Genomic DNA, 18,930 nt, shown 5'->3' with positions numbered 1-18,930 from the left:
TTTAGCATTTGTTTAGATGCAGAAATGAGGTAGAAATGGCAGAGATGTATAACCATCATACGGTGGAAAAGAAATGGCAGAAGATATGGGATGATGAGAAGGCTTTCAAGACAGAAAATGATTACACAAAGCCAAAGTTTTATGCACTTGTAGAGTTTCCTTATCCATCAGGACAGGGACTTCATGTAGGACATCCCCGCCCATATACGGCTCTTGATATAGTAGCAAGAAAGCGCAGAATGCAGGGATACAATGTATTGTATCCGATGGGATGGGATGCGTTCGGTCTTCCAACTGAAAACTATGCAATCAAGAATAAAGTTCATCCAAAGGAAGTAACAAAGAAGAACGTGGCAAGATTTAAAGAGCAGCTTCATTCGCTTGGATATTCATTTGACTGGGACAGAGAGATAAATACAACTGACCCTGATTATTATAAGTGGACACAGTGGATATTCCTTAAACTTTTCAATGCCGGACTTGCATATAAGAAAGAGATGCCTATTAACTGGTGTACATCTTGTAAAGTAGGACTTGCCAATGAGGAAGTTGTAAACGGCGTATGTGAGAGATGTGGTTCACCTGTTGTTCGTAAAGTTAAGAGCGAGTGGATGCTTAAGATAACAAACTACGCTGACAAGCTCTTAGAGGGACTGAATGATGTAGATTACATCGAGAGAGTAAAGACTTCACAGAGAAACTGGATAGGACGATCAGAAGGTGCAGAAGTAGATTTCAGAATTAAGGATAAAGAAGATAAACTTCGTGTTTATACAACAAGACCAGACACACTTTTTGGTGCAACATATATGGTAGTATCGCCTGAGCATCCTATTATTGACAAATACAAAGATGAAATCAAAAACTGGGATGCCATTGTGGAATACAGAGAGATGGCTGCGAGAAAGTCTGATTTTGAGCGTACAGAGCTTGCAAAGGACAAGACAGGTGTTGTACTTGACGGACTTAAGGCAATAAATCCTATAAATGATACTGAGATTCCGATCTGGATATCAGATTATGTACTTATGACATACGGAACAGGTGCAATTATGGCTGTTCCTGCACATGATGACCGTGACTGGGAATTTGCAAAGAAATTCTCACTTCCTATGATTCAGGTTGTAGAGGGAAGTGAAGGTCCTGTAGATATTGACGAGGCTGCATTTACTGATGTTGCTACAGGAAAGATGATAAATTCAGGTTTCCTCACAGGACTTACAGTTGAAGAAGCTAAGGAAAAGGTAAAAGATTTCCTTACAGAGAAAAAGATTGGTAACCGCAAGGTAAATTATAAACTTCGTGACTGGGTATTCTCAAGACAGAGATATTGGGGAGAGCCTATTCCGATTGTACATTGTGATAAGTGTGGTTATGTACCTCTTGATGAGAGTGAACTTCCGCTTTTACTTCCTGAGGTAGACAGTTATATGCCTACTGACAACGGAGAGTCACCACTTGCCGCAATGACAGACTGGGTAAACACAACATGCCCTTGCTGTGGAGGTCCTGCAAAGAGAGAGACAGATACAATGCCACAGTGGGCAGGTTCATCATGGTATTTCTTAAGATACACAGACCCTGATAATACAGAGGCACTTGCAAGTCCTGAGGCACTTAAATATTGGCTTCCTGTTGATTGGTACAACGGTGGTATGGAGCATACAACACTCCATCTTCTCTATTCACGTTTTTGGCATAAATTCCTTTATGATGAGGGAGTTGTACCTACTCCGGAACCATATCAGAAGAGAACTTCACATGGTATGATTCTCGGTGAAAACGGCGAAAAGATGAGTAAATCACGCGGAAATGTTATAAATCCTGATGATATTGTAAGAGAGTATGGTGCAGATACACTTCGTACTTATGAGATGTTTATCGGAGCATTCGACCTTAGTGCATCATGGTCTGACGATGGTGTAAAAGGATGCCGCCGTTTCCTTGACAGAGTATGGAAACTTCAGACAATGCTTGACAAGAGCAATGAGGGATATTCAAAAGACATTGAGACAAAAATGCATCAGACAATAAAGAAAGTAAGCAGTGACTTTGAAAATCTTAAATATAACACTGCGATTGCTGCAATGATGGCACTTATAAATGATTTTTATAAGAAAAACAGTATTACACTTGGTGAGTATAAGACACTCATAACACTTCTCAATCCTGTTGCACCGCATATTACAGAGGAAATCTGGGAGATAATAGGTGGAAATGGAAGACTTTATGAGCAGTCATGGCCTGAGTACGAAGAGGCAAAAACCGTTGAGTCAACTGTAGAGATAGCAGTTCAGATAAACGGAAAGACAAAGGTTACACTTTCAATCGGAAAAGATGATGCTAAAGATGATGTTCTTGTGAGAGCAAAAGAAGCACTTGGGGACAGACTTGACGGAAAGAATATCATAAAAGAAATTTACGTTCCGGGAAGAATTGTAAATATTGTAGCAAAATGATAATGCAAAAAAGTCATTGAAATGACATATTAGCCATTTATTATAAGCACATGGCAGAAAACATAAGATATCTGATGTAATATCGGTCATAAATTAAGCACGAGTCGAGAAAAAATGTGGTATGTTCTAACTGCATCCGGCTCGTGTATTTTAAGTAAAGGGATAGGGAAAAAGTATTATTATGAGATTTATAAAAAAATATTTTTGTTTGGCAGTAATTTGTTTCGCATTGGGCTTTGCAGGGTACAGTTTCAACAGTTTATCTGTATCGGCAGAAGATGATGCGGCATTCAGTACGCCGGAACCTTCGGCTACGGCAGCACCAAGTGAGACAGCACAGCCGTCTGAGACATTGCAGCCGAGTGAAACTGAGGAGCCGGAACCTACTAAACTTCCGCCGCTTGTAAGTTATGAAAAAACAAAGAAGAAACTTCAGTTAAAGTATGATGACAGATATACTTTTTCAAAGGAAGTAAGAAGAGTTGAGACTGAAAGTGTGACATCAACAAAGGTTAAAACAGGAAAAAAAGATACAAAAGTTATAAGTGTTGCTAACAGCAATAAAAAGAAAGTTTTTGCTGTTGGTTGTGGAAAAGCAGTTGTTGAGCTTGTTGACGGAACTACATATGGCATAAATGTAAAGCCGGCAAAGATAAGTCTTTTATTACTTGTGGGACAGAGTAATATGGAGGGAAGCCACAGTGACGATAAGTCAAAGGCTGAATATACAAACAACACGATATTAAATTATGCCGGAAAAGTATACAGCACATATGGACCTTCATGCAGAAGCCATTATGCAAATGTCGGAAACTGGTCAACAGCTTCTTCACCTCTTTCAGTGAAAAATGCATCCAAGTTTGTACCTAATACACTTACAGACAACAGTTCACAAAATCAGTGGTGCAGGACAAACAATCTTACTGCAACTGCAACAGCTTCCGGAAAGTCAGGCATAGACAGTGCTTTGGCTGATCAGTGGGTCAAAAAGCTTAAAGAGAAAGTCTGGGTTGTGAATGCGGCACATGGAGGAAGTTCAATTACAACATGGCTTCCTAAGAAAGGTGCCGATAATAACTTCTGGCAGGCAGTTGCGTTATACAAGGCATGTGAGAGAACCTTAAACAAAGAGATAAAAGCCGGACATTATACGTTGAGCCATAAAGGATACTTTTGGCTTCAGGGTGAACAGGATTTCAAGATGAATGCGGGAGATTATCTCAATTACTTTATTAAAATGCATAGAGCATTTAAAACACAGCTTAGAGGAAGCAAGGCTGCCAGTTATAAGTATGTTCATAAAAGTCTTGAGTTTGCAGGAATATTGATGGTAAGGTCACATAGAAAACCTACTTCACTTGCAGACCTTGAACTTACAGGACCTAGAAAAGCTCAGTATTATATGTGCAATTCAAGTAAAAATGCATATAAAGACATATTCCTTGCAAGCCAGTTGTCGGAAGTATGGCTTAAAAACAGTTCAGTAAAAAGTTATTTTAAAAATAAATATGGCACGGATGCAAAATATACACAGCAGAATAAAACAAGAAAAGGCTCATTAAAACTGCCAACATCTCTCAGTCAGATTCACAGTACGATACATTACACACAGCTTGCGTACAATGAACTCGGAAGAGATGCGGCAAACAACATATGTTATGCTTTAGGATATGCGAGCAGACCGTCGGCAACAACAAAAATTAAGGTTGTTGGAAAAGACGGATATAAAGACATAAGTTCAATAAACAGAACAGCCGTTAAAAATATGAATGTTGTTGTAAAGGTATTCCCGGCATGGAAGTCAAAGAAACTTGCCATTCAGAGGAAACATGAAGTAATATCATATGACAAATGGAAAGTAAAATTTAAAGAAAATAAAGTCTTTAACGCTAAACTTTTGTTTTCAGTAGGAAAAACAAAAAAGAAATTTACGGTATATTCAAAAAATTCAACAGCACCAATAAAGGAACTTTATGCTGATGAAGATGGTGTAAAGATAAGCTGGAAAGCAAATTCCTATACATCTTACTGTAATGTTTACAGGAGAGAGAAAGGAACTAAAAAGTGGTCATATATTGCAAGGCTTGATAAGAAGACAGCTCAGTCATATAATGACATTTTCGCAGAGTCGGGCAAGACATATGAATATGCGGTAACGGCATATGATGCGGACGGAAACGGTGGCGAGAAAGTTATCGGAGAAGTTACAACATTATTATAATATAATAGAATAAAAATTATAAAAAAATTAGCACTCTTTTAAAAAGAGTGCTAATTTTGTCTTGACATTTTTTGATACCCGTATTATTATACTCATTGTGAGAATTGTTAGCAGTCTATAATGATGATTGCTAACTGAATTTAAATATGTAAATGATAGTCCTTTAAAGACAGTGACAAAAGGGACAGATAATATTTTAAAGATTATGTGAGTAAAGGAGAGATTTTATTATGCAGAGCAGAAAAGGCAGTTTATCAATTGAATCAGAAAATATGTTTCCGATTATAAAGAAATGGCTTTATTCAGACCATGATATTTTCATTCGTGAGCTTGTTTCAAACGGATGTGATGCCATCACAAAACTTAAAAAACTTGATATTATGGGAGAGTATACAATACCTGATGATTATAAGGCAAGTATTCAGGTCGTTGTTGATACTGAAGGAAAGAGCATTTCATTTACAGATACGGGTCTTGGTATGACAGAGGATGAAGTTGATGAATACATAAATCAGGTTGCATTCTCAGGAGCTACTGATTTCCTTGAAAAATATAAGGATAAGGCAAATGAAGAGCAGATTATCGGACACTTTGGTCTTGGATTTTATTCTGCATTTATGGTAGCTGACAGAGTTACAATAGATACATTATCATGGAAAGAGGGTGCGACACCTGTACGCTGGGAGTCAGAAGGCGGTATCAATTTCGAGATGTCAGAAGGTGACAAATCAGAGGTTGGAACAACTATTACACTTTATCTATCAGAGGACAGTCTTGAATTTGCAAATGAGTACCGTGTAAGAGAAGTTCTTACAAAATATTGTTCATTTATGCCTGTAGAGATATTCCTTTCAAAAGAAGGAGCCGAGCAGGAATATGAGACAATAGATAAAGAAGAACTCCGTGAAGATGATGTTGTAGTTGAAAACATTGTTGAGGAAGCAAAGACAGAAGAGAGAGAAAATGAAAACGGAGAAAAAGAGGTTGTCGAAGTATCTCCGCGCAAGGAAAAGGTCAAGATTAACAAGAGACCTGTTTCAATCAGTACAACAACACCGCTTTGGATGAAACATCCAAACGATTGTACAGATGATGAATACAAGGAATTTTACAGATCGGTCTTCAATGACTACAAAGAGCCTCTTTTCTGGATTCATTTGAATATGGATTATCCGTTTAATCTTAAAGGAATTTTATATTTCCCTAAGGTTAATACAGAGTATGATAATCTTGAGGGGGTTATAAAACTTTACAACAATCAGGTATTTATAGCTGACAACATTAAGGAAGTAATTCCGGAATTTTTAATGCTTCTTAAAGGAGTTATTGACTGTCCTGACCTTCCACTTAATGTTTCAAGAAGTGCATTACAGAATGACGGATTTGTAAAGAAAATTTCTGACTATATTACAAAGAAGGTTGCTGACAAGCTTTCAGGAATGTATAAAGTTGACAAAGAAAATTATGAGAAATATTGGGAAGATATAAGTCCATTTATAAAATACGGCTGTTTAAAAGATGACAAATTCAGAGAGAAGATGTCAGATTATATCATATTCAAGGACTTAAATGACAAGTATATTACATTGCCTGAATATGTTGACGCTGTTAAAGCAGACGAAGATGGGGATGCCAAGACAGAGGATGCAGATAAAGAGAATGCTCAGGAAAATAAGGACGGTGACAAAGAGGAAGAACCGACAACAGTTTACTATGTAACTGATATGCAGCAGCAGAGCCAGTATGTCAACATGTTTAAGGAACAGAATATAAATGCCGTTATATTAAGCCATAATATTGACCAGGCATTTATATCACAGCTTGAACAGGGTGATTTAAAGGTAAGCTTTAAGCGTATAGATGCAGGACTTAACGATACAATGAAAGATGATGCTGACGAGGAGACACTCAAGAAAGAAACTGAGGAACTTAGCGAAATCTTTAAGAAAGCACTTGGAAAAGATAAGCTTGAAGTCAAAGTTGAGAAGCTTAAAAATGAAAGTGTATCATCAATGCTTACACTTTCAGAGGAAACACGCCGTATGCAGGATATGATGAAGATGTACAGTGCAGGCGGAATGGGAATGGATATGTTTGGAGACTCAGAGACACTTGTGCTCAACTCTTCAAATAAACTTGTGCAGTACATTCTTAATAATAAGGAAGCAGAAAATGTTGATATGTTCTGTAAACAGCTTTATGACCTTGCAGTGCTCGCAAATCATCCCCTTAAAGCAGAGGAAATGACTGAGTTCGTGAACAGAAGTAATGAGATTATGCTTCTGCTTGCTAAATAAAGAATTTTAAATTGTGAAAGTTTTGTGACTTATTGATAGAATAACAAGCTTAAATAAACACTTTTTGTGTGTTTTTGATAAAAATGACCAACAGTCAAATTTGATATTGACTGTTGGTCATTTTTGCTGTACTATATGGATTATAGAAATGACCATCGGTCAGTTGATGATGAAAATGGTCAACAAAAAAGTCTGTTCAAACGTCAATTAAGATTTAAAGATTTGGCGGAGATTTCAGACAGGAATGAAGAAAGGAAGAGAAAAAATGTTAGGAAAATGGATAACAAGACATAAGAATATCATCTTGATTATTGCGTTTGCATTGCTTATACCGTCTGTATTCGGATATGTAAGCACACGAGTAAACTATGATGTATTATCTTATCTTCCGAATACTCTTGAAACAGTATCGGGTCAGGATACACTTGTTGATGAATTTGGCATGGGTGCCTTTTCTATGGTTGTTGTTGAGGATATGACGAACAAACAGGCAGCAGCACTTGAGAAAAAGATTGAGGGCATTGAACATGTAAAAGATGTACTTTGGTACGATGATATGCTTGATATAAGCGTACCGACAGAGATGCTTCCTAAGAATCTTGAAGAAGCATTTTTTAATGGAAATGCAACTATGATGATAGCATTGTTTGATGATACTACATCAGCAGATGATACGATGGATGCCATCACAAATATTCGTAAGACAGTTGGAAAAGATGTCTATGCGAGTGGAATGTCAGGTGTCGTTACAGATATTAAGAACCTTGCCTTAAAGGAGATGCCTGTATATGTTGCAATAGCAGCAGCATTATCACTTCTGGTTCTTCTTATCACAATGGACTCGTTCCTTACACCGGTTATATTCCTTACAAATATAGGAATGGCAATAGTATTCAACCTTGGAAGTAACATCTTCCTCGGAGAGATTTCATATATCACGCAGGCACTTGCAGCGGTGTTACAGTTAGCGGTTACGATGGATTACTCGATATTCCTTCTTGAAAGTTATGAAGCGAATAAAAAGAGATTTCCTGATGATAAAAAGAGAGCTATGGCACATGCCATATCAAACACATTCAAATCGGTATCAAGCAGTTCGGTTACAACAATCGCCGGTTTCGTAGCACTCTGTTTCATGACATTCAAACTCGGTGCCAATATCGGTATCGTAATGTCAAAGGGTGTTGTAATAGGTGTTATCACTTGTGTAACTGTTCTTCCGGCGATGATTCTTACATTTGACAAGGCAATTGAAAAGACAACACACAAGGCTTTGATACCACCGCTTACAAAAGTTTCAGATTTTATTGTAAAGCATTATAAAGTTGCTATTGTAATTTTCCTTGTTTTACTCGGACCTGCAGTATACGGAAACAGCAACTACAAGATTTACTACAATATTGACCAGGGACTTCCAAAGAATATCCCTAGTGCGATAGCAAATGATAAACTTAAAGAACATTTCAATATGAGTAATGTTCATATGGTTCTTTTGAAAGACGGTCTTAGTGCAAAAGAAAAGAACCAGATGATAAAGAAGATAGAAAAGGTTGACGGTGTCAAATGGGTAATAGGTCTTAATTCCCTTGTTGGACCAAACTTCCCTGACAGTATGATACCTGAGGATGTAAAGAGCATGTTAAAGACTGATAATTATGAATTGCAGTTTGTATGCTCGGATTACAGTTCGGCAACTGATGAAGTAAATGCACAGCTTGACGAAATGCAGAAAATTGTAAAGGGATACCAGAAAGACGCTATGGTAATCGGTGAAGCTCCTCTTATGAAGGATCTTCAAGATACAACAGACGTAGATTTAAAGACGGTAAATTATATATCTATAGCAGCTATTTTTGTAATTATCCTTGTAACATTTAAATCCATTTCAATACCGATTATTCTTGTATCCGTAATCGAATTTGCGATTGCATGTAACATGGCAGTTCCATACTATACAAATACTTCACTGGCATTTGTTGCAAGTATTGTTATCGGAACAATTCAGCTTGGTGCGACAGTCGATTATGCGATACTTATGACAAACAGGTATCATAAAGAGCGAACAGTAAACGGATGCAATAAGAAAGATGCGATAAGAATTGCACATGAAACTTCAATGAAATCAATACTTACAAGTGGTTTCTGTTTCTTTGCCGCAACATTCGGAGTAACAGCATACTCTGCAATTGATATGATAAGTGCAATATGTAACCTTCTCTCAAGAGGTGCGATAATAAGCATGATAGTTGTTATTTGTATACTTCCGGCAATGCTTTGGATATTTGATCCTATCATTATAAGAAGTTCATGGGATATGATAAAAGCGGGAGTAGCACATAAAGACGCAGAAAAGAAGTTGGAAGCAAAATAAAAAGATTAGTATAAAATTCGTGAATTTATAGAATGATATAGGAGGCAGTAAAATGAGAAAAAATATTAAAAAAGTTGCCAAAATTGGTGTCTCAGGACTTTTAGCAGCGGGGCTGCTTGTAGGAAGTGTAGAATACGCATCTCATATGTTTGTTATGACAAACAAGGCAGTTGCTAAACAGGTAAATAAAGTGACGGAAGAAGTTAAGACAAATTCTAAGTCAGGACTTGATTCAGAAGATGTTTCAAAACAGGAAACAGTTTATGCAACACTTGATGCAAATGGTAATAAAACAGACGTTATCGTATCTGACTGGCTTAAAAATGCAGCAGATAAGGGAGAAGTAAAAGATGCTTCAGACCTTACAGATATAACAAATACAAAAGGTGATGAAAAGTTCACACAGGATGGGGAGTCACTTAACTGGAATACAGAAAGTGATGATATTTATTATCAGGGAAAAACTGATAAGGAAATGCCTGTCGGAATGTCAATAACATATAAACTTGACGGAAAAGAGATTGCAGCAGATGAACTTGCAGGAAAAAGCGGAAAGCTTGAAATGAAGATAAAATATACAAATACTTCAAAGAGCAAGGAAAAAGTTGGCGGGAAAAATGTTGATATATACACACCATTTGTTATGGTAACAGGAATGATTCTTCCGGTTGACAACTTTAAGAATGTAACTATTGACAACGGAAGTATCGTATCAGAAGGTGACAACAATATAATCATGGCATACGGAATGCCGGGACTTTCAGAGAGTCTTGACCTTGACAATCTTGATTTGGGTGATGATGTTGACATCGACCTTAGCAAAATCAACGATAAAGTTACAGATACAGTTACTATCAAAGCAGATGTTACAGACTTTGAGATGAAATCAACTTACACCGTTGCAAGTTCGGAATTTTTCTCAGACATGGATATGGATGATATAGGAAGCACTGACGACCTTACAGATAAGCTTGATGACCTTACAGATGCAACACAGGAACTTATAGACGGTTCAGATAAACTCAGCTCAAACCTGGACAAACTCGACAGCAAGTTTGGTGACTATTCAGACGGAATGGACACACTTAAGGACGGCGTAAGTTCAGCGAAGAGTGGTACAAACACACTTAAAAACGGTATAGTAACATATACAAGCGGAACAGATAAACTTCTGGATGGAGTTGTTACTTATGTCGAGGGAACAAAGACATTTGGAAAGAGTGTAAAAAAATATTCAGCAAATACAAAGAAAGTTGTTGATGCAGTAGGAAAACTCCAAAAAACTGGTACGTCAAAACTTGCCAAGGGTTCAGACAGCTTTAACACAAATCTTGATACTTACGTTAAGACAGTAAATGCATCACTTAACAGTGTTGATACGCTTGCACAGGGAATAGAGACACTTCATTCGGGAGTAGTAGCTTTACAGACCGGAGTAACAGGTGATGAAGGCTTAAAAGCAGGAGTTAAACAGCTTAAGGCAGGAGTAAGCTCACTGCAGACAGGTATAACAGGCGAAACAGGAATTAAGGCAGGAGTAAAGAGCATAAATGAAGGTGCTAAAAACATCGCTGTAAGTGATGAGCAGGTAAACACAATGCTTGCTGAACTTGAAACGCTTAAAGCAGGTGTTGAATCAGAGACAGACAGAGCTAAGATTGAAGCAATCGAAAAATATGTAAAGGCTTCTCAGACAGTTGGAAATGCAATAGAAAGCTCAACATCAGATTCTTCGGCACTTGTTCAGGGACTTGATTCAGTATCAGCAGGTCTTACATCTGTTGACACTGGTCTTGACGGATTAGATGGTGGTCTTGACCAGGTAAGTGCAGGACTTGCACAGATGGAAACAAGTACAGACACATCAGCTGAAGATTCACCACTCAACGGAATAAGTGACAAACTTAAACAGCTTAAAGAGGCAGGAACAATGCTCTCAACAGCATATAAAGAGGAACTTAATCCTAGTGTTTCAAAGCTTGATGAAAGTGTACAGAAGATGTACAAAGCTGGTTCAAAGCTTACATCAAACAACAAGAAACTTGACAATGCGGCAGATAAACTTATCAAGAATGAAAAGACAATTAAGAAAAATTCTAAGAAAGTTACAGGAAGCAGCAATAAGTTAAGAAACGGTGCAAAGTCACTTGCTTCAGGAGCAACAAAACTTTTCAGCGGAGTTTCAACTCTTGTATCAAAGACAGGAGATGTATCAGATGCTATAGGAAAGCTTGCTGATGGTGCAGGAGACCTTAAAGACGGTGTTGTTGAGTTCAACGAAGAGGGAATTGAAAAGCTTACAGGAACAGTAAATGATGTTATCGATTCAGGTGATGATTTCAGAGACAGACTTGACAAGATTGTAAAGGCATCAAATAATTACAAGAGTTTTTCAAAAATTTCAGATGGTATGGACGGAAGTGTTAAATTTGTAATGTCTACAGCATCAATAGAGAAAGATGATGATAAATAATCAATTTATAGCTGAAAAATAGTAAGTTGTGGAGCCATACATCGGGGAGATGTAAATCTTGATGTGTGGCTCTATATGGTTGAAATCAGAGGTGATGCAGATGAGTAAAGTAGAAGAGAAAAAGAAAAACAAACAGGAGGCATTGCTTGCATCAGCGTTTAAGCTGTTTACGGAAAAAGGAATCAATAATACGTCTATTTCAGAGATAGTTAAAAATGCAAAGATGGCTAAGGGAACATTTTATCTTTATTTTAAAGATAAGTATGATATAAGGGACAGACTTATAACACACAAGGCAGACAGGCTTTTTGAAATTGCGTATGAGGAACTTGAAAAAAGTGAATATGATACACTTGAGGACTGCATATTGTTTATTGTAGACAATATTGTGAATCAGTTGAGCAAAAACCAGTCACTTATGAAATTTATATCGAAAAATCTCAGCTGGTCGCTTTTTTCAAACGTAAGGATAGGGCAGCTTGACAATAAAAGCTGCATGGATATATTTGACGGAATAATAGAAGACTCAGGGAGAAACTTTAGAAATATCGATACAATGATATTTATGATTGTGGAGCTTGTAAACTCGACATGTTATAATGCAATATTATATGCATCACCGGTTTCACTTGAACAGTTAAAACCTGATCTGCACAAATGTATATGTGGAATTATGAGACAATTTGAGGTATAATATAAAAAGCAGAAAATGCTTTACTTTTAAATTGAATGGTGATAGCCTAAATATATTGGGCAGAGGAAAGTGGTTTTATGGAGTGTAAAAGCAAATGGGAAATTGCATGACGGATTTAGTGAATAAACTGGCAGTAAATAACAGTTTATCAAAAGGGGAGCTGGAAGAACTTTTAAAATTCAGAAATAAAGAAACGGCAGATTATCTGTTTGAAAAAGCTTTGATGGCAAAAGAAAAGCTGTATGGCAAAAAAATATATGTAAGAGGAATAGTAGAACTTACAAATTATTGTAAAAATAATTGTTATTATTGTGGACTTAGAAGAGACAATATATTTATACCGAGATATAGACTGGACGAGAAAGACTTGCTTCAATTCTGTGAAAAAGGATATGGCAAAGGTGTCCGGTCTTTTATGCTTGTTGGGGGAGATGACTATAATTTCACGGAAAGCAGGGTCGCAGATATGGTTGCCATGCTGAGGGAGAAATTTAGTGACTGCTCCGTAGGGCTTGCACTGGGACAGAGAAGCGAAAGTACATACAGAACATGGTTTGAAGCGGGGGCATCGAGATATGAATTAAGTCACGAAACCGCATCGGACAGTCATTTTAAAAAGATACATCCGCCTGAGATGTCACTCCTGACCAGAAAGCAGTCATTATGGGAATTAAAAATGATAGGTTATCAGGTTGGAAGCGGATTTATGGTTGGAACACCTTATCAGATGGTAGCAGATGTTGTTGAAGATTTGTTGTTCTTAAAAAAACTCGACCCCCAAATAGTACATATAGTTCCTTTTATGCCGACGGCGTATACAAGGTTTGAGCATGAGAGAAGCGGAAACGGTGATATGACGCTTTATCTTATGGCAATTGCAAGGCTTATGCTGCCAAGGGCGATGATTACGGCTGATACGATACTTGATAATGTTTTACAGGATGGAAGAAAAAAATCATTTTCGGCAGGAGCGGGAGAAGTAAATGTCGAGCTTTGCAGTGATGATATAAAAGAATATTACAATGTATACAATAAGAGGATAAATTTGAAAAATACTGCCGGTGACGATGTCAGCAGAATAACGCAGAAAATATTGAAAAGTGGTTTTGAGCCGGGAAAGGATAAAGGCGATTATAAGCCGGTACCGGAGGAGGAAAGATTGTATGGCAGGATACATCGTATTATGCGACCATAACATCGGATGGCAGGAAATATTTCAGGAAAAGCTTGCACAAACGGGGATAGATACCGTTTCAATAGAAAATATAAGTGAGATTGATTCTCATTTTGATAATTCGAGATTTACAAATATAATTGTGTGTTCGCTTATAGAGTTAAAGGAATACATAGAGAAATATGAGATACAGAAAAAGATTGTAAAAAGCATATTTGAGAAAGCGGATGTGTTTGTTATAACCGACGAGAAAAATGATGATGATGAGATAAGAGCATTTAGAGCAGGATGTGTCGATTTTCAGAGCCGTGAGCGTAATATGGATGTTATATTGCAGCGTCTTATTTCACATGCTGAAAAAAAGGTGATGCGTGAGAAAACAATAATAAATATTAAAGAAATGGTTGTGGAATATAAAGATATTTCTGTAGGAATAAAAGATAACGAGGCAAAGCTGCTTGAGCTGCTGTTAAATTCAGATGATGAATTTGTAAGCATTGAAAAAATATGCAGAAATTTGTGGAACAGATCAGATAATATAACGAGAGTAAACCTTTCAAGCCTTATTTACAGGCTGAGAAAGAAAATGCCTGATGGCGGTAAATGCATAAAGAGTATTTACGGAAAAGGATATTATTTGTCGAAAAATGAGATACAAATGTGCGTATAAATTATATAAGATGGTTGACCCCGGTACATTAAATGGCTGATAATTAAATAGGGCAGATTTTTTTGTTGCATTTAGAAACGGAGGAAACATGTATGGAATTTGTATTAAAAGAAGAGATGGAAGAATACGGCAGTTTCAATCATGAAAAGATACTGTTGGTGGATGATAACGATACAAATATTTTTGTTGTAAAAACCATACTTGAAGACAGAGGGTTGATTGTTGATACTGCATTATGTGGAAGAGAGGGGATAGAAAGATACAGGGCATCAAAAGAATTAGAGTATAAAATTATTTTTTTAGATATAAATATGTATGACATAGATGGATATGAAGTATCAAAAGAAATAAGAATGTCGGACAGAGAGGATGCTGCCAAAATACCTGTTTATGCTTTGTCGGCAAATATTTTCGCAAAGGACAGAATTAAGGCAAAAGAGTCCGGCATGAACGGTTATGTGACAAAACCGATTATATATAAGACATTGTTTGGGCTTATAAGAGAAATTATTGAAAAAGATAAAGGCAGTACTAAAAAAGAAAGTCCGGTACAGAAACTAACGACGGATAAAACTATAGGCAGACGGGAAGAGAAAACAATTTCAGAGAGTAATTTATTGGAAAATATAGGAGGACATTTTATTTTTAATGCACTTAATACAATAAAAGGTTCGGTGATTATGAAGTCTGAAAATTCATGTTCACTCATAAATGACCTTTCTGTTTATATGCAATACAGATTTAAGACACTGGCAGGAGAGGTTACATCAAATGTAAGTAAGGAATTATTTTATTTAGAAGCGTATCTGAGACTTGAGAAAGCAAGATTTTCTTATATCAATTACGAGATAAATATATTTGATGAGGAAGCGAAAGAGCTGAGTCTGCCTGCTATGTCGCTTATATTTCTGGCAGAAAATGCCATTCATCACGGATTGCTCGAAAAAGAGTATGATATGTGTGAAAAAGCATTGGTAAACGTATGTATTGTAAGAAAGAAAAATGAAACTGTAATCTGTATTGAGGACAACGGTCTTGGATTTGATAATGAGGCAGTGGAATTTTCAACAGAATTTGGCGGTATTAGTTATATAGCGGATATTTTTAAAGAAATATGTAATGGAGAGCTTGAAATAGACAGCGAGAGAGACAAAGGGACAAAAGTTATACTACACTTGACTAGTTGGAGGAAGATTGATGAGAACGATTGTGGTAGATGACGAGAAGATGGCACTTGTTGCATTTATGGAAGAAGCAAAAAATATCAAAGAATTAGACATTGCAGGAGTTTTTGACAATGCAAAAGAAGCGGTTGAATTTATAAAAGATAACGATGTTGAACTTGCAATACTTGATGTGAAAATGAAAGGCATTGACGGGATAAATCTTGGAAGTATTTTTAGAGATATAAATCCTGATATTATGCTCATTTATATAACAGGGTATGAAAAATATGCGTATGAGGCAATAAAATTGCATGCGGCGGCATACCTTGTAAAACCTTTTTCAAGTGAACAGCTTGAATATGCCGTAGAATCGGCAAGATTACTTTCAAAAAGAAGAAAAAGCAGAATTTATGTGAGAACCTTCGGGCATTTTGATATTTTTGTAAATGAAAATCCTGTTATGTTTAAGAGCAATAAAGCAAAAGAACTGCTGGCACTGCTTGTAGACAGACGTGGAGGAACCGTCACAACGGATCAGATTATCGGAACATTGTGGGAGGAAAGACCCAATGACTCTTACACACAAAATTTGTGCAGCAAGATTGGAAAAACGCTCGAAAAAGAACTCAAAGAAAATGATATAGGAGACATACTTGTATCATCGAGAGGTATAAAGAGGGTAAATACAGCACTTTTTGACTGTGACCTTTATGATCTGCTTGACGGAGATGAGAGGGCAGCAGAAAAATTTTTAGGAGAATATATGCTTGATTACAGCTGGGCGGAAGCCAGAATGGCACTTCTTGCAAAATATATTTAGTTAAATTCCATTTCAATTCCTTTTTAAATACATAAGCATTCCCTTTTCGTATGTATAATTATATGTGAATGCAAAAAACATTACTTTTATATTTAATAGTGTGGGTAGAGTTTTTTAACAAAGTGGGTAGAGGAAAAGTATATCGAAAAGGAGAGAATAATGAAAGATACGCAGTTAAAAGTAATTATAGCAGACAGTAATGTACAGGATAGGGAAAGCAAACAGCTTTCAATGGAATCAAAAGGAATGGAAGTGATATTGTCGACAGGTGATGGTAACAAGGTTCTTAGAGCAGTTAGTGATGGAAAGGCAGATGTTATTGTGATGGATATGATACTGTCAGGGTTAGACGGCATTGGAATATTAGAAGAATGTTCCAATATGTCAGGTAGAAAGCCGATTTTCATTATTCAGACAGCATTGAGAATGGAAAATCTTGTTGAGCAGGCAATAAAATACGGTGCTGATTATTATATGATGAAGCCTGTATCTAATCAGATGCTTATAGCAAGGGTTTTGCAGCTTGTGAATAAGAGATATATCAGAGAAAACGGGCATTTATCAAGAGGCAGTTTGTTAAAAAATGTAAAAGAGTATGAGGCGGTAAAATCATCCGATGATGTCCGAACCGTAAATCTTGAAGTGGATGTGACAAATCTTTTGTTAGAGATTGGTATTCCGGCTCACATTAAAGGATACCAGTATATCAGAGAGGGGATAATGCTTGCATTTTATGATAAGAATATGCTGCATTTCATAACAAAGTGTTTATATCCGGCGATAGCTAAGAAATATAATACAACATCAAGCAGTGTCGAGAGAACGATAAGACATGCAATAGAAGTTGCATTCAGGAGGGGAAACAGAGAGATGCTGGAGGAAATATTTATCACAATCAATTCAAAGAAAAGCAAGCCGACAAATTCAGAATTTATAGCACTGCTCACTGATAAATTGAGATTGGAGTATTGTGCATGCAATGCATCTTAATTCTAAATAAATATACATATAATATGTATATTTAAAGACTGTAAACTTGACTATACCTACTATTTTGATGTAAAATGGTGAGAAAAAGTGAATGGAGGTGCCATAATGGATAATGAATCTATGATGGCTTTAAGTAAACAGCTTGAAGTTGAGTTTGACAGCCTGGTTGAAAATTGTTTGGTTTCAGGAGCCATAGATCTGAACTTATATCAGGAATATGATGTAAAAAGAGGTCTTAGAGACAGTTCCGGAAAAGGTGTATTGACGGGACTTACGGAGATTTCGGACGTTACCGGTTATGATGTTGTAAATGGTGTTAAGGAGCCGGCAGATGGAAAACTTTTTTATCAGGGATATGATGTTAAGAATCTTGTAGGTTACGGCATTAAAAAGAAATTTGCATTTGAGGAGACTACATATCTTCTTTTATTTGGAAAGCTTCCTACAGCAGAGCAGTTGGAAGTGTTTATAGAGATTGTAGGCAGTCTTCAGGAATTGTCAGGACAGTTTGTAAGAGATGTTATCATGAAAGCACCTAGTGCAAATCTTATGAATGGTCTTCAGAAGAGTGTTCTTACACTATATTCTTATGACAGTAATCCGGATGATATTTCGATACCAAATGTATTAAGACAGTCACTTCAGCTTATTGCGAAACTTCCATTGATTGCAGTATACAATTATCATGCATACAGACATTTCAATTTCCTTGAGAGTCTGGTTATCAAACCGCCTATAAAGGGATTATCAACTGCAGAAAACATTCTGCAGATGTTGAGACCGGATGGAAAGTATACAGAGCTTGAAGCGAGAGTTCTTGATGCAGCACTTGTTCTTCATGCAGAACACGGTGGTGGAAATAACTCAACATTTACAAACCATGTTGTAACATCATCAGGAACAGATACATATTCGGCAGTAGCCGCATCTATTGCATCACTTAAGGGTCCGCGTCATGGTGGAGCAAACTTAAAAGTTCAGCAGATGTTTGCTGATATAAAGGAAAAAGTTAGTGATACAAAGGATGATGCACAGATAGAGAGCTACTTGAAAAAAGTTCTTAAGGGTGAGGCATTTGACGGTTCAGGTCTTATTTATGGTATGGGACATGCCGTATACACAATATCAGATCCAAGAGAGCTTATTTTGAAAAGCTTTGCAGAAAAACTTGCCAAAGAAAAGGGTATGGAGGATGAGTTTTTGCTTCACGATTCAGTAGAGAGAATCGCAGCGGAACTTATCATGGCAAGAAGACATGTTATCAAACCTGTATGTGCAAATGTAGATTTTTACAGTGGTCTTATATATACAATGCTTGGAATACCGGAAGAATTATTTACACCGTTATTTGCACTTTCAAGAATTGCAGGCTGGAGTGCACACAGACTTGAAGAGCTTGTAAATAAAGAAAAGATTATAAGACCTGCATACAAATATGTCGGTCATCATAAAGAGTATGTTGAGTTGGAAGAGAGAAAATAGCTTTGGAAAACTTTAAATAAAAAGTTTTAATTTATAAAAAACACAGAATAAACACAGAATCATCACTTTTTGTTAAAAATCTTTATATAGAATAACTGTATCAGGAACAGAAA

The 18,930-nt window shown here is 36.7% G+C and carries 12 protein-coding genes; all 12 read left to right on the top strand.

From position 1 onward, the window contains the following. Positions 1 to 35 precede the first annotated feature (35 nt). The 12 genes from leuS (at position 36) to ACZLXV_RS06025 (ending at position 18,817) form a co-directional block, all read left to right on the top strand. Positions 36 to 2,459, top strand: a complete 2,424-nt coding sequence (leuS, locus tag ACZLXV_RS06080) for a leucine--tRNA ligase (protein ID WP_022224770.1) — start codon at positions 36 to 38, stop codon at positions 2,457 to 2,459. Positions 2,460 to 2,640: 181 nt separating this feature from the next. Then, a complete protein-coding gene (locus ACZLXV_RS06075; RefSeq protein WP_482382815.1) occupies positions 2,641 to 4,680 on the top strand; it encodes a sialate O-acetylesterase in 2,040 nt (679 codons plus the stop codon). A 230-nt stretch (positions 4,681 to 4,910) separates the two neighbouring features. Beyond that, complete coding sequence (htpG, locus tag ACZLXV_RS06070; protein WP_482382814.1) at positions 4,911 to 6,977, top strand: molecular chaperone HtpG; 2,067 nt, start codon at positions 4,911 to 4,913, stop codon at positions 6,975 to 6,977. Between the two features lie 244 nt (positions 6,978 to 7,221). Further along, complete coding sequence (locus ACZLXV_RS06065) at positions 7,222 to 9,348, top strand: efflux RND transporter permease subunit (protein WP_482382813.1); 2,127 nt, start codon at positions 7,222 to 7,224, stop codon at positions 9,346 to 9,348. 52 nt (positions 9,349 to 9,400) lie between these two features. Beyond that, on the top strand, positions 9,401 to 11,821 hold the full coding sequence (locus ACZLXV_RS06060) for a hypothetical protein (RefSeq protein ID WP_482382812.1): 2,421 nt from the start codon (positions 9,401 to 9,403) through the stop codon (positions 11,819 to 11,821). Positions 11,822 to 11,921: 100 nt separating this feature from the next. Next, positions 11,922 to 12,515, top strand: a complete 594-nt coding sequence (locus tag ACZLXV_RS06055; RefSeq protein ID WP_022224765.1) for a TetR/AcrR family transcriptional regulator — start codon at positions 11,922 to 11,924, stop codon at positions 12,513 to 12,515. Positions 12,516 to 12,609: 94 nt separating this feature from the next. Next, a complete protein-coding gene (gene hydE, locus ACZLXV_RS06050) occupies positions 12,610 to 13,710 on the top strand; it encodes a [FeFe] hydrogenase H-cluster radical SAM maturase HydE (RefSeq protein WP_022224764.1) in 1,101 nt (366 codons plus the stop codon). Beyond that, positions 13,679 to 14,359 carry a winged helix-turn-helix domain-containing protein gene (locus ACZLXV_RS06045; protein ID WP_022224763.1) on the top strand — a complete coding sequence of 227 codons (681 nt, stop codon included), beginning with the start codon at positions 13,679 to 13,681 and terminating at the stop codon, positions 14,357 to 14,359. Before hydE ends, ACZLXV_RS06045 begins: the two co-directional genes overlap by 32 nt. A 92-nt stretch (positions 14,360 to 14,451) precedes the next feature. Continuing rightward, positions 14,452 to 15,579, top strand: a complete 1,128-nt coding sequence (locus ACZLXV_RS06040) for a response regulator (RefSeq protein ID WP_482382811.1) — start codon at positions 14,452 to 14,454, stop codon at positions 15,577 to 15,579. After that, positions 15,557 to 16,345, top strand: coding sequence for a response regulator (locus ACZLXV_RS06035; RefSeq protein WP_482382810.1), 789 nt, complete (start codon positions 15,557 to 15,559; stop codon positions 16,343 to 16,345). The genes ACZLXV_RS06040 and ACZLXV_RS06035 overlap by 23 nt, the downstream gene beginning before the upstream one ends. A gap of 159 nt (positions 16,346 to 16,504) precedes the next feature. Next, positions 16,505 to 17,335, top strand: coding sequence for a sporulation transcription factor Spo0A (gene spo0A / locus ACZLXV_RS06030; protein WP_022224760.1), 831 nt, complete (start codon positions 16,505 to 16,507; stop codon positions 17,333 to 17,335). 105 nt (positions 17,336 to 17,440) lie between these two features. Then, the gene (locus ACZLXV_RS06025; RefSeq protein ID WP_022224759.1) at positions 17,441 to 18,817 is read left to right on the top strand and encodes a citrate/2-methylcitrate synthase; all 1,377 of its coding nucleotides are present in this window, start codon (positions 17,441 to 17,443) and stop codon (positions 18,815 to 18,817) included. The last annotated feature ends 113 nt before the right edge of the window (positions 18,818 to 18,930 follow it).

The sequence above is a fragment of the Butyribacter sp. genome (assembly GCF_056818865.1).
This window is presented reverse-complemented; position numbering and strand designations above follow the sequence as displayed.

Coding starts and splice junctions, on each gene's coding strand:
- ACZLXV_RS06045 (WP_022224763.1), top strand. CDS start 13,679: ATGGCAGGATACATCGTATTATGCGACCATAACATCGGATGGCAGGAA.
- htpG (WP_482382814.1), top strand. CDS start 4,911: ATGCAGAGCAGAAAAGGCAGTTTATCAATTGAATCAGAAAATATGTTT.
- ACZLXV_RS06025 (WP_022224759.1), top strand. CDS start 17,441: ATGGATAATGAATCTATGATGGCTTTAAGTAAACAGCTTGAAGTTGAG.
- ACZLXV_RS06075 (WP_482382815.1), top strand. CDS start 2,641: ATGAGATTTATAAAAAAATATTTTTGTTTGGCAGTAATTTGTTTCGCA.
- leuS (WP_022224770.1), top strand. CDS start 36: ATGGCAGAGATGTATAACCATCATACGGTGGAAAAGAAATGGCAGAAG.
- ACZLXV_RS06055 (WP_022224765.1), top strand. CDS start 11,922: ATGAGTAAAGTAGAAGAGAAAAAGAAAAACAAACAGGAGGCATTGCTT.
- ACZLXV_RS06040 (WP_482382811.1), top strand. CDS start 14,452: ATGGAATTTGTATTAAAAGAAGAGATGGAAGAATACGGCAGTTTCAAT.
- hydE (WP_022224764.1), top strand. CDS start 12,610: ATGGGAAATTGCATGACGGATTTAGTGAATAAACTGGCAGTAAATAAC.
- ACZLXV_RS06065 (WP_482382813.1), top strand. CDS start 7,222: ATGAAGAAAGGAAGAGAAAAAATGTTAGGAAAATGGATAACAAGACAT.
- ACZLXV_RS06035 (WP_482382810.1), top strand. CDS start 15,557: ATGAGAACGATTGTGGTAGATGACGAGAAGATGGCACTTGTTGCATTT.
- spo0A (WP_022224760.1), top strand. CDS start 16,505: ATGAAAGATACGCAGTTAAAAGTAATTATAGCAGACAGTAATGTACAG.
- ACZLXV_RS06060 (WP_482382812.1), top strand. CDS start 9,401: ATGAGAAAAAATATTAAAAAAGTTGCCAAAATTGGTGTCTCAGGACTT.